We start from the raw sequence: 11,229 nt of genomic DNA, 5'->3' as shown, positions 1-11,229 counted from the left end.
ACGACAGAAAGTGCAAGATCGCGAACGAGGGGGCGGGGGTGGGGAGGGGGCGGGGTGGGGGGAGGGGGTGGGGGTTAGGGGTGGGGGGTTATGGGGTGCCAGGGTAGGGGGGAGGACAGGACCATGGTGCTCGATGGTTGGCCGTACGGGGCCAGGCGGTCGATGACGGCCTCGAAGTCCCCGATCGAGCCGGCGGCCACCTTGAGCATGCTGCACGCGTCACCGGTGATCCGGTGGATCTCCAGGATCTCCGGCCAGTTGGACACCTCGGGGTCGTGCAGGATGCAGCGCGCCCCGTAACAGGACATCCGGATCAGGGCGACCACCGTACGACCGGCCCGGGTCAGGTCGACGTGGGCGTGGTAGCCGGTGATCACGCCGGTCTCCTCGAGCCGGCGGACCCGCTCGGCGACCGCCGGTGGGGACAGGTGCACCCGGCGGGACAACTCGCTGAAGGAGAGTCGGGAGTCGGCCTGCAACTCGCGCAGCAGCGCCCAGTCCATGTCGTCCACGCTCGAACCTTACTTTCGTGAACCAGATTCGCCTAGCTGCCTTCCATTCGTCAGGTCAGGACGGCAAGTCCCGTTGATTCGGCATTCCGTACGCCGATCCCACCGCGAGATCATGACGTCGGCAGTTCGGGGAAGGGAGACGACTGGTGGAATCGACGGAGCGGCGGGCCTCGAACCGCGTCGCCACGGTGCGACCGGTGACCCCGCGACAACGGGCGGCCCGCGCCGCACGCAACGGCGGTGAGCCGACTCTCGAGTTCGCCGACCTGGTGCCGTACGACGCGTACGTGCGGGCCAGCGCGCTGCACCAGTTGCAGCAACCTCTCAGCGACGACCCCGGCGAGATGTCGTTCCTCATGGTCAGCCAGATCATGGAGCTGTACTTCGGACTGACCTGCCACGAACTGCGCGAGACCCAGCGCCTGGTGCGCGCCGACCGGATCTGGGACGCGCTGGCTCCGCTGCGCCGGGCCACCCTGCACCTGGAGGGGTTGAACGCCGCCTGGCAGGGCCTGCGCTGGATGACCCCGGCCGACTTCAACCGGTTCCGCAACCTGCTCGGCGAGGGCAGCGGCTTCCAGTCCGCGATGTACCGGCACCTCGAGTTCCTGCTCGGGCTGCGCGACCCGGCGCTGATCCGCCCGTTCCGTCGGCAGGCCGAGGTGCACGCCGCGCTCAGCGCGGCGATGGCCGCCCCGAGCCTCTGGGACGATGTCGTCGCGCTGTTGGCCCGGCGTGGATTCGACATCCCAGCCGAGTTGTTGGACCGCGACGTGGCGGTCGAACACGACCCGCAGCCGCAGGTCGAGGCCGCCTGGGTGCGGATCTACGCCGACAACGGCCCCGACAATCACCTGCGGCTGCTCGGCGAGGCGCTCAGCGGTGTCGCCGAGGAGTTCGGCGACTGGCGCTGGAACCACGTCAAGGCGGTGCAGCGGACGATGGGCGCGAAGGTCGGCAGCGGCGGTTCCGCCGGCCTGGCGTGGCTGCAACGGAGCATGGCCCGGGTGGTCTTCCCGGAGCTGTGGTCGGCCCGCACCGCGATGTGACCGGAGAGCGAGACATGCACATTCCTGTTGACGAGGCGCACCGCCTCGACGAGGCCGACCCGGGTCACCGGCACCTCTTCCACGTGCCGCCCGCCGACGGCGGTCTCCACCCCGAATCGGCGTACCTGGCCGGCAACTCGCTCGGTCTGCAGCCCCGGGCCACCCGCGACGAGCTCCTCGCCGACCTGGACGCCTGGGGGCGGCTCGGCGTCGAGGGGCACCTGGAGGCCGAGCGCGCCTGGTTGCCGTACCACGAGCTGTTGACCGGCCCGGCCGCGCGACTGGTCGGCGCCCGGCCCGCGGAGGCCGTGGTGATGAACTCGCTCACCGTCAACCTGCACCTGCTGATGGTCAGCTTCTACCGCCCGGCCGGCGCGCGTACCCGCATCGTCATCGAGGACAGCGCCTTCCCCTCGGACAGCTACGCGGTGCGCAGCCAGGCCCGGTTCCACGGCCTGGACCCGGACGACACGGTGGTCCGGCTGCGCCCCCGCCCCGGCGAGGACGCGCTGCGCACCGAGGACATCGCCGACTACCTGGCCGCCGAGGGCGACCGGGTGGCGTTGGTGCTGCTCGGCGGCGTGAACTACCTGACCGGTGAGCTGCTGGACATCCCGGCGATCACGGCCGCCGGCCGCGCGGCCGGCGCGGTGGTCGGCTGGGATCTCGCCCACGCGGTCGGTAACGTGCCCCTCGCGCTGCACGACTGGGATGTCGACTTCGCGGCCTGGTGCTCGTACAAGTACCTGAACTCCGGTCCCGGGGCGTTGGCCGGCGTCTTCGTGCACGAGCGGCACCTCGGCGATGCGGACCTGCCGCGCTTCGAGGGCTGGTGGAGCACCGCGGCGGCCACCCGGTTCGAGATGACGCCGGTGTCCCGCCCACCGTCCACCGTGGAGGCGTGGCAGATCTCCAACCCGCCGATCTTCGCGATGGGTCCGGTGCGTACCTCGCTGGAGCTGTTCGACGCGGTCGGCATGCCGGCGCTGCGCGCCCGCAGCCTGCGCCTCACCGGCTGGCTGGAGTCGCTGCTCGACGAGGTCACCGCCGACCGGCCGCTGCGGGTGGTCACCCCGCGCGAGGAGGCCCGCCGGGGCTGCCAGCTCTCGGTCCGCGTCGGCGCCGGCAACGCCGCCGAGCTGACCAAACGCCTACGGTACGAACACGGCGTCATCGCCGATGCCCGGGAGCCGGATGTGGTCCGCTTCGCCCCGGTGCCGCTCTACTCGACGTACCTCGACTGTTGGCGGGCCGCCGCCGCACTGGAGGCCACGGTGGGACGGGTGAACCCATGACCGCCCGGCGGGACGAGGTCGCGATCATCGGCGCCGGCCTGGCCGGGTGCCTGGCCGCCTGCTTCCTGGCCCGGCGGGGCTACCCGGTGGCCCTGTACGAGCGGCGGCCGGACCCGCGCACCGGAACGGCCGAGCGGGGACGCTCGATCAACCTGGCGCTCTCCGAGCGCGGGCTGGACGCGCTGCGCCGGATCGGCCTGGCCGAGCAGGTGATGGCCGACGCGCTGCCGATGCGCGGCCGGATGATCCACCCGGTCGAGGGGGAGCCGCAGTTCCAGTCGTACAGCGCGGCCGGCGACCGGGCGATCAACTCGATCAGCCGGGGCGCGCTGAACAACGCCCTGCTGGACGCCGCGACCGCGCTGCCCGGGGTACGGGTCGTCTTCGACCACCGTCTCGTCGGACTCGACCCGACCGACGGCTCGTTGAGCTTCGAGACCCCGCAGGGCCCGGTCGCGGCCAAGGCTTCCGTGGTGCTGGGCGCGGACGGCGCGGGCTCCGCCGTACGCGGGCAGCTCCTGGCGCACGGGCTGCTGAGCGAAAGCGTGGACTTCCTCGACTACGGCTACAAGGAGCTGACGATCCCGCCGCTGGGCGGGGACTTCGCCCTCGACCCGGACGCCCTGCACATCTGGCCGCGCGGCACGTCGATGATGATCGCGTTGCCGAACCCGGACCGCTCCTTCACCTGCACGCTGTTCTGGCCCAACGAGGGCGTCGGAAGCTTCGCGGCCCTGGACAACCCGGCCGCCATCCGGGCGCACTTCGCCGAGCGGTACCCGGACGTGGTTCCCCTGGCCCCGGCCCTGGTGGACGACTACCAGCACAATCCGGTGGGGGTGCTGGGCACGGTCCGCAGCACGCCCTGGCAGGTCAACGGCACCGTCGGTCTGATCGGCGACGCCGCGCACGCCATCGTGCCGTTCTACGGCCAGGGCGCGAACTGCGCCTTCGAGGACGTCGTCGAGCTGGACCGCTGCCTCGACGAGTGCGCCGACGAGTGGTCGGCGGCGCTGCCGCTGTTCCAACGTCGCCGGCAGGAGAACGCGGAGGCCATCGCGCAGATGGCGTTGACCAACTTCGTGGAGATGCGGGACAAGGTCGCGTCACCGGTGTTCCAGACCCGCAGGCGGGTGGAGCACGCGCTGGAACGGGCCCTGCCCGGCCGGTACGTTTCGCAGTACGAGCTGGTGTCCTTCTCCACCACCCCGTACGCCGAGGTGCGCCGCCGGGTGCGCCGGCAGCACCGGGTGCTCGGCGCGGTCGCCGGTGGGGCGGCGCTGCTGCTGGCCGGGACGATCACGGCGGTGCTCAACCGAGGGAGGCGCGCGTGACGAACCTCTGGGACCCGACGTTGATGACCGGCCACGCGCCGGCCGGGCCACCGCGCCTGCGCAACTTCGTGGGCGGCGAGTTCGTCGACGCGGGGTCGACGTTCACCAAGGTCAGCCCGGTGACCGGGGAGCCGGTCTTCGAGGTGGCGGAGGCGTCGCGGTCCACCGTGGACGACGCGGTGGCCGCCGCCCGTGCGGCGCTGCGCGGGCCGTGGGGCCGGATGGGCGAGCGCGAGCGTGCCGAGGTGCTCCGGCGGGTCGCCGACGAGCTGGAACGCCGCTTCGACGACCTGGTCACCGCCGAGGTCGCCGACACCGGAAAGTCCATCGCCCAGGCCCGTACGCTGGACATCCCGCGCGGCGCGGCGAACTTCCGGGCGTTCGCCGAGATCGTGGCGACCGCACCCACCGAGTCGTTCACCACGGTCACCCCGACCGGTGGCCGGGCCCTCAACTACGCGGTCCGCAAGCCGGTCGGCGTGGTCGCGGTCATCGTGCCGTGGAACCTGCCGCTGCTGCTGCTCACCTGGAAGGTCGCCCCGGCGCTGGCCTGCGGCAACGCCGTGGTGGTCAAGCCCAGCGAGGAGACACCCGCCTCGGCGACGGTGCTGGCCGAGGTGATGGCCGCCGCCGGCGTGCCCGAGGGCGTGTTCAACCTCGTGCACGGCTTCGGTCCGGACTCGGCGGGGGAGTTCCTGACCCGCCACCCGGGCGTGGACGCGATCACCTTCACGGGCGAGTCGGCCACCGGCGGCGCGATCATGCGGGCCGCCGCCGACGGGGTGAAGGCCGTCAGCTTCGAGTTGGGCGGCAAGAACGCCGGCCTGGTCTTCGCCGACGCCGACCTGGACGCGGCGGTCGCCGGCTCGGTGCGGTCCAGCTTCACCAACGGCGGTCAGGTGTGCCTCTGCACCGAGCGCATCTACGTGCAGCGGCCGGTCTTCGAGGAGTTCACCGCCCGGCTGGCGAAGCGGGCCGGCGAGCTGACGTACGGCTGGCCGACCGACGAGGCCACCGCCACCATGCCGCTCATCTCCCCGCAGCACCGGGCCAAGGTGCTCGGGGCGTACGAGCTGGCCCGGTCCGAGGGCGCCGAGGTGCTGACCGGCGGCGGTACGCCCACCTTCGGCGACGCCCGCGACGGCGGCTCGTACGTGCAGCCGACGGTGCTCGCCGGGCTGGGCGCGGACGCCCGCACCAACCGGGAGGAGATCTTCGGCCCGGTCGTGCACGTCGCGCCGTTCGACACCGAGGACGAGGCGTACGCCCTGGCCAACGGTACCGACTACGGCCTGGCGGCGACGGTGTGGACCCGGGACGTCGGTGTGGCGCACCGGGCCGGGGCGCGGCTGGACGCCGGCATTGTCTGGGTCAACACCTGGTTCCTGCGGGATCTGCGGACGCCGTTCGGTGGGGTGAAGGCGTCCGGCATCGGCCGCGAGGGCGGCGTGCACTCGCTGGACTTCTACTCCGAACTCACAAACGTCTGCGTGGACCTGTCGTGACCGAGGGAGTGAACGTGGAAGCCGACATCGAGGCCGCGAACCGGGAGTTGGCCGAGGCGCGCAGCACCGGCAAGCCGTGCCCGCCGCTGCGCGGCCGGTTGCTGCCGGAGGGGGACGTCGAGTCCGCGTACCGCGTGCAGCAGTTGCAGACGCGGGCCTGGCAGGGCCGGGGCGAGCGCCGCGTCGGCGCGAAGATCGGGCTGACGTCCCGGGCGGTGCAGGAGACCTTCGGGGTGTTCCAGCCGGACTTCGGGATGCTGACCGACGAGATGGCCGTCGGCGACGGGGTCGAGGTGCCCATCGACCGGCTGCTCCAGCCACGGGTCGAGGCGGAGATCGCGTTCGTGCTGGGCGGCGACCTCACCGAGGAGCGGATCACCACGGTCGACCTGATCCGCGCGGTCGACCACCTGCTGCCGGCCATCGAGATCGTCGACTCGCGGGTCGCCGGCTGGGACATCTCCATCGTGGACACGATCGCCGACAACGCCTCCAGCGGGCTGTTCGTGCTGGGCACCACGCCCCGGCGGCTCGCCGACGTCGACCTGCGAATGTGCGGGATGGTGCTGGAGCACGCCGGTGAGCCGGTCTCGGTGGGCGCGGGCGCGGCCTGCCTGGGCAACCCGCTGCACGCCCTGCACTGGCTGGCCACCACCCTCGCTCGGGCCGGTGACCCGCTGCGGGCCGGGGACGTGGTGCTCTCCGGGGCGCTCGGCCCGATGGTCCCGGTCACCCCCGGGGCCGCGTACGAGGCCCGGATTTCCGGGCTCGGCTCGGTACGCACCTGCTTCAGCAAGGAGGCTGCCGCATGACCACCGGAGTGGCGGTGCTGGGATCGGGAAACATCGGTACCGACCTGATGATCAAGGTTCTTCGGCTCAGTAGCGAGCTGCGGATGGTGGCGATGGCGGGCATCGACCCGGCCTCCGACGGCCTGGCGCGGGCCCGCCGCCTCGGCGTCGCCACCACCGCCGACGGCGTGGACGGCCTCGTCGCGATGCCCGAGTTCGCCGACGTCGAACTGGTCTTCGACGCCACCTCGGCCGGCGCGCACCGCCGCCACGACGAGGTGCTGCGGTCGCACGGCCGCACGGTGGTCGACCTGACCCCGGCCGCGATCGGCCCGTACGTGGTGCCGCCGGTCAACCTCGACGAGCACCTGCACGAGCCGAACGTCAACATGGTGACCTGCGGCGGCCAGGCGACCGTGCCGATCGTCGCCGCCGTCGGTCGGGTCACCCCGGTGGCGTACGGCGAGATCGTCGCGTCGATCGCCTCGAAGTCCGCGGGGCCGGGCACCCGCGCCAACATCGACGAGTTCACCGAGACCACGGCGCGAGCCATCGAGGTGGTCGGCGGCGCCGAGCGGGGCAAGGCCATCATCGTGCTGAACCCGGCGGACCCGCCGCTGCTGATGCGGGACACCGTCTACTGCCTCTGCCCGGACGCGGACGCCGACCGCGCCGCCATCGCCGCCTCGATCAGCGACATGGTGGCGACGGTGCAGGAGTACGTCCCCGGCTACCGGCTCAAGCAGGACGTGCAGTTCGACCGGGTGCGGGCGTACCTGCCGTCGCTCGGACGACAGCTCACCGCCCTGCAGGTGTCGGTCTTCCTGGAGGTTTCCGGCGCGGGCCACTACCTCCCGGGGTACGCCGGGAACCTGGACATCATGACGTCGGCCGCGCTGCGGACCGCCGAGCGGCTGGTGGCCCTGCGCGCGACGGGAGCGGTGGCATGACCGACCTGTACATCCAGGACGTGACCCTGCGCGACGGCATGCACGCCATCGCCCACCGCTACACCGTCGAGCAGGTGCGCACGATCGCCGCCGCGCTGGACGCCGCCGGGGTGGCCGCCATCGAGGTCGCGCACGGCGACGGGCTCGCCGGGTCCAGCGTCAACTACGGCCACGGCGCGGCCAGCGACGCCGAGTGGATCTCCGCGGCCGCCGAGGTGCTGACCACCGCGAAGCTGACCACCCTGCTGCTGCCCGGCATCGGCACCATCGCCGACCTGAAGGCCGCCCAGGCGCTCGGGGTGACGAGCGTCCGGATCGCCACCCACTGCACCGAGGCTGACATCTCCGCCCAGCACATCTCCTGGGCCCGGGAGAACGGCATGGACGTGGCCGGGTTCCTGATGATGTCGCACATGAACGATCCGGCCGGGCTGGCCGGGCAGGCCAAACTCATGGAGTCGTACGGGGCGCACTGCGTCTACGTCACCGACTCCGGCGGTCGGCTGCTGATGTCCGACGTGGCGCAGCGGGTCGACGCGTACCGGCAGGTCCTCGACCCGGAGACGCAGATCGGCATCCACGCGCACCACAACCTGTCCCTCGGGGTGGCGAACAGCGTGCTCGCCGTGGAGCACGGCCGGGTCCTCGGGTCCGCGCCGGCCGGCTCCGACGCGCCGCACGGCCGGACCGTCCGGGTGGACGCGTCGCTCGCCGGGATGGGCGCGGGCGCCGGCAACGCGCCGCTGGAGGTCTTCGTCGCGGTCGCCGAACTGCACGGCTGGAAGCACGGCTGTGACGTGTTCGCGTTGATGGACGCCGCCGACGACATCGTCCGCCCGTTGCAGGACCGGCCCGTGCAGGTGGACCGGGAGACGCTCTCCCTCGGGTACGCCGGGGTCTACTCCAGCTTCCTGCGGCACGCCGAGCGGGCCTCGGCGAAGTACGGCGTGGACGTGCGCTCGATCCTGGTCGAGTTGGGCCGGCGTCGGATGGTCGGCGGCCAGGAGGACATGATCGTCGACGTGGCACTCGACCTGGCCGGCAAGGAGCAGCAATCATGATCGGACCGGACATCGCCGGGATCGCCGAGAAGTTGGGCGCGGCAGCGACCACCGCCACCCCGATCCCGCAGCTCGCCGCCGAGACCGGCCTCGACGTGGACGCCGCGTACGCCGTGCAGGCCGCGCTCGCGCAGCGCCGGATCGACGCCGGCGAGCGGCTGGTCGGGCTGAAGATGGGGCTCACCAGCAAGGCGAAGATGGCCCAGGTCGGCGTGGACGAGGTGATCTGGGGACGGCTCACCGACGCGATGCGGGTGCCCGACGGCGGCGCGGTCGACCCGACCGCGTACATCCATCCCCGGGTCGAACCGGAGGTGGCGTTCCTGCTGGACCGGCTGCCCGAGCCGGGGGAGCCGGTCGGCGACTTCGCCACGGCGGTGCGCGCGGTCGCTCCGGCCATCGAGCTGATCGACTCCCGGTACGCGGACTTCCGCTTCTCGCTGCCGGACGTCATCGCGGACAACACCTCGGCCGCCGCGTTCGTGATCGGCCCGTGGTCCCCGGTGCCGGCCGGCCTGGACAACCTGGGCGTGCTGCTGGAGGTCGACGGCCGGGTGGCCCAGGTCGGCTCGACGGCGGCGATCCTCGGCGATCCGCGCCGCGCGCTCGACGAGGGCATCCGACTGGCGGGCCGGCACGGGGTGCGACTGGAGTCGGGCTGGGTGTTCCTGGCCGGCGCGGCCACCGCCGCCGTCCCGCTGCGCCCGGGCGCGCACGTCCGCGCGGTCGTCGAGAAGCTCGGCACCGCGTCTCTGCGGGCGTCGTCGTGAGCGGGGTCGTCGTCGCCGGCAAGGCCGTTCCGCGGGGGGCCTTTCCGCACGTCAAGGTCGCCCGTGGGTTCGTCTTCGTCTCCGGTACGTCGTCCCGACGGCCGGACAACAGCTTCGCTGGTGTCGAGGTGGACGAGTTCGGCACCACGAGCCTCGACATCCGGGTGCAGACCCGGGCGGTCATCGAGAACATCGGCGACCTGCTGCGATCGGTCGGCGCGGACCTCACCGACCTCGTCCAGGTGACGTCGTACCTGGTCAACATGAACGACTTCGGTGGCTACAACGAGGTGTGGGCGGAGTTCTTCGACGCGTCCGGCCCGACCCGCACCACTGTTGCGGTGCACCAGTTGCCGCACCCGCACCTGCTCATCGAGATCCAGGCCGTGGCCCTTCTTCCCTCGGGAGGTCAGTCGTGAGTGAGATCGCCGAGCCGTTCAGCTTTCCGGGCTGGATCGCGGAGAACCAGCACCTTCTGAAGCCTCCGGTGGGCAACAAGGAGATGTTCCCCGGCGGGGACGACTTCATCGTGATGGTGGTGGGCGGGCCCAACCAGCGCACCGACTTCCACGTGGACCCGTACGAGGAGTTCTTCTACCAGGTCAAGGGCAACATGCACATCAACCTGATGACCCCGCAGGGGCCGCGTACGGTGCACGTGCGCGAAGGTCAGATGTGGATGCTGCCGCGCAACACCCCGCACTCGCCGCAGCGGCCGGAGGCCGGCTCGATCGGTGTGGTCGTGGAGCGGGTCCGCGAGGAGGGCACGCTGGAGACGTTCCAGTGGTACTGCCCGGAGTGCGGGCACAAGGTGCACGAGGTGGAGTTGCAGGTGCGCGACATCGCGGCCGACCTGCCGCCGGTGTTCCAGGCGTTCTACGCGGACGAGTCGGCGCGTACCTGCGCGAACTGCGGCACCCTGCACCCGGGCAAGGGCTGATGCCCGCTGGTGTGGTCGACGTGCACACGCACGTCGTACCGAAGGGGTGGCCGGACCTCGGCGTGGCGTGCGGCGGGTCCGGCTGGCCGTGGTTGCGGGTGGACTCCGAGCGCGCCGCCATGATCATGGTGGGGGAGACGGAGTTCCGCCCGATCGGCGCCGAGTGCTGGGACGCGTCGCGCCGACTCGCCGACATGGACGCCGACGGCGTCGCCGTGCAGGTGGTGTCGCCGACGCCGGTCTTCTTCAGCTACGACCGCCCGGCCGACCAGGCGGTGAAGGTCGCCCGGATCTTCAACGACCTGACCCTGAAGGTCACCGCGGCCGGCGGCGACCGGCTGGTGCCGTTCTGTCAGGTGCCCCTTCAGGACCCGGACGCCGCCTGCGCCGAGCTGGACCGCAGCCTGGCCGCCGGGCACGTGGGCGTGGAGATCGGCAACCACGTGGGCGACCGGGACCTGGACGACGCCGGGGTGGTCACCTTCCTGCAGCACTGCGCCGAGGTGGGCGCCCCGGTCTTCGTCCACCCCTGGGACATGCCGGGCAGCCCCCGGCTGGACCGCTGGATGGCCCGCTGGCTCACCGGGATGCCCGCCGAGACGCACCTGTCGGTGCTCGCGATGATCCTGGGCGGCGTCTTCGACCGGGTGCCGGAGGCGCTGCGGATCTGCTTCGCGCACGGCGGGGGCAGCTTCCCGTTCTGGCTCGGCCGCGCCGACAACGCCTGGCACCGCCGTGGCGACCTGGTCCGGGGCGCGTCCGCAGCCCCGCCGAGCAGCTACGTCGATCGGTTCAGCGTCGACTCGGTGGTCTTCGCGCCGCCGGCGCTGCGGCTGCTGGTCGACACGCTGGGGGAGGACCGGGTGCTGGTCGGCAGCGACTACCCGTACCCGCTGGGGGAGCGGCCCGTCGGCGCGGTGGTCGACGCGGCCGACTTCCTCACCGATGCCCAGCGCTACAAGCTCCGGTCCACCAACGCCCTGCGCTTCCTGCACGGCTGAGCACGGCTCACGCCGCCGGCT

Annotated in this window: 12 protein-coding genes; 11 read left to right on the top strand and 1 reads right to left on the bottom strand. The window is 72.2% G+C overall.

Annotation, left to right across the window (positions count from 1 at the left end; all coding sequences use genetic code 11):
- Positions 1 to 74 precede the first annotated feature (74 nt).
- A complete protein-coding gene (locus tag AB0J36_RS28575) occupies positions 75 to 512 on the bottom strand; it encodes an Lrp/AsnC family transcriptional regulator (RefSeq protein ID WP_357174755.1) in 438 nt (145 codons plus the stop codon).
- Positions 513 to 658: 146 nt separating this feature from the next.
- Between AB0J36_RS28575 and AB0J36_RS28570 the strand changes: the two genes are divergently transcribed.
- Genes AB0J36_RS28570 through AB0J36_RS28520 form a run of 11 tightly spaced genes read left to right on the top strand, consistent with a single transcriptional unit; the run spans position 659 to position 11,208 of the window.
- Positions 659 to 1,561 (top strand): tryptophan 2,3-dioxygenase family protein, encoded by a 903-nt coding sequence (locus AB0J36_RS28570; protein ID WP_357174758.1) that lies wholly within the window; start codon positions 659 to 661, stop codon positions 1,559 to 1,561.
- Positions 1,562 to 1,575: 14 nt separating this feature from the next.
- Positions 1,576 to 2,856, top strand: a complete 1,281-nt coding sequence (kynU, locus tag AB0J36_RS28565) for a kynureninase (RefSeq protein ID WP_363661355.1) — start codon at positions 1,576 to 1,578, stop codon at positions 2,854 to 2,856.
- Complete coding sequence (locus AB0J36_RS28560) at positions 2,853 to 4,190, top strand: NAD(P)/FAD-dependent oxidoreductase (protein ID WP_357174764.1); 1,338 nt, start codon at positions 2,853 to 2,855, stop codon at positions 4,188 to 4,190. The genes kynU and AB0J36_RS28560 overlap by 4 nt, the downstream gene beginning before the upstream one ends.
- 23 nt (positions 4,191 to 4,213) lie before the next feature.
- Positions 4,214 to 5,695, top strand: coding sequence for a 2-hydroxymuconic semialdehyde dehydrogenase (locus AB0J36_RS28555; protein WP_363661357.1), 1,482 nt, complete (start codon positions 4,214 to 4,216; stop codon positions 5,693 to 5,695).
- Positions 5,696 to 5,709: 14 nt separating this feature from the next.
- Positions 5,710 to 6,507 carry a fumarylacetoacetate hydrolase family protein gene (locus tag AB0J36_RS28550; RefSeq protein WP_363661354.1) on the top strand — a complete coding sequence of 266 codons (798 nt, stop codon included), beginning with the start codon at positions 5,710 to 5,712 and terminating at the stop codon, positions 6,505 to 6,507.
- On the top strand, positions 6,504 to 7,436 hold the full coding sequence (locus tag AB0J36_RS28545) for an acetaldehyde dehydrogenase (acetylating) (protein ID WP_357395234.1): 933 nt from the start codon (positions 6,504 to 6,506) through the stop codon (positions 7,434 to 7,436). Before AB0J36_RS28550 ends, AB0J36_RS28545 begins: the two co-directional genes overlap by 4 nt.
- On the top strand, positions 7,433 to 8,497 hold the full coding sequence (dmpG, locus tag AB0J36_RS28540; RefSeq protein WP_357133578.1) for a 4-hydroxy-2-oxovalerate aldolase: 1,065 nt from the start codon (positions 7,433 to 7,435) through the stop codon (positions 8,495 to 8,497). Before AB0J36_RS28545 ends, dmpG begins: the two co-directional genes overlap by 4 nt.
- Positions 8,494 to 9,267, top strand: coding sequence for a fumarylacetoacetate hydrolase family protein (locus tag AB0J36_RS28535; RefSeq protein WP_357133576.1), 774 nt, complete (start codon positions 8,494 to 8,496; stop codon positions 9,265 to 9,267). The genes dmpG and AB0J36_RS28535 overlap by 4 nt, the downstream gene beginning before the upstream one ends.
- The gene (locus tag AB0J36_RS28530; RefSeq protein ID WP_357174779.1) at positions 9,264 to 9,686 is read left to right on the top strand and encodes a RidA family protein; all 423 of its coding nucleotides are present in this window, start codon (positions 9,264 to 9,266) and stop codon (positions 9,684 to 9,686) included. Before AB0J36_RS28535 ends, AB0J36_RS28530 begins: the two co-directional genes overlap by 4 nt.
- Positions 9,683 to 10,207: a 3-hydroxyanthranilate 3,4-dioxygenase gene (locus AB0J36_RS28525; protein WP_355052291.1), complete on the top strand. Its 525-nt coding sequence runs from the start codon at positions 9,683 to 9,685 to the stop codon at positions 10,205 to 10,207. Before AB0J36_RS28530 ends, AB0J36_RS28525 begins: the two co-directional genes overlap by 4 nt.
- Positions 10,207 to 11,208: an amidohydrolase family protein gene (locus AB0J36_RS28520; RefSeq protein WP_357395218.1), complete on the top strand. Its 1,002-nt coding sequence runs from the start codon at positions 10,207 to 10,209 to the stop codon at positions 11,206 to 11,208. Before AB0J36_RS28525 ends, AB0J36_RS28520 begins: the two co-directional genes overlap by 1 nt.
- Positions 11,209 to 11,229: the final 21 nt, after the last annotated feature.

This window comes from Micromonospora sp. NPDC049662 (assembly GCF_040675055.1).
In the GTDB taxonomy this organism is placed as follows: domain Bacteria; phylum Actinomycetota; class Actinomycetes; order Mycobacteriales; family Micromonosporaceae; genus Micromonospora.
The sequence above is the reverse complement of the archived record's forward strand: the minus strand, read 5'-3'. Positions and strand labels throughout refer to the sequence as shown.

What these genes read in the sequence shown, in the direction of transcription:
- kynU (WP_363661355.1), top strand. Translation starts at nt 1,576, where the DNA reads ATGCACATTCCTGTTGACGAGGCGCACCGCCTCGACGAGGCCGACCCG.
- AB0J36_RS28560 (WP_357174764.1), top strand. Translation starts at nt 2,853, where the DNA reads ATGACCGCCCGGCGGGACGAGGTCGCGATCATCGGCGCCGGCCTGGCC.
- AB0J36_RS28555 (WP_363661357.1), top strand. Translation starts at nt 4,214, where the DNA reads ATGACCGGCCACGCGCCGGCCGGGCCACCGCGCCTGCGCAACTTCGTG.
- AB0J36_RS28545 (WP_357395234.1), top strand. Translation starts at nt 6,504, where the DNA reads ATGACCACCGGAGTGGCGGTGCTGGGATCGGGAAACATCGGTACCGAC.
- dmpG (WP_357133578.1), top strand. Translation starts at nt 7,433, where the DNA reads ATGACCGACCTGTACATCCAGGACGTGACCCTGCGCGACGGCATGCAC.
- AB0J36_RS28535 (WP_357133576.1), top strand. Translation starts at nt 8,494, where the DNA reads ATGATCGGACCGGACATCGCCGGGATCGCCGAGAAGTTGGGCGCGGCA.
- AB0J36_RS28520 (WP_357395218.1), top strand. Translation starts at nt 10,207, where the DNA reads ATGCCCGCTGGTGTGGTCGACGTGCACACGCACGTCGTACCGAAGGGG.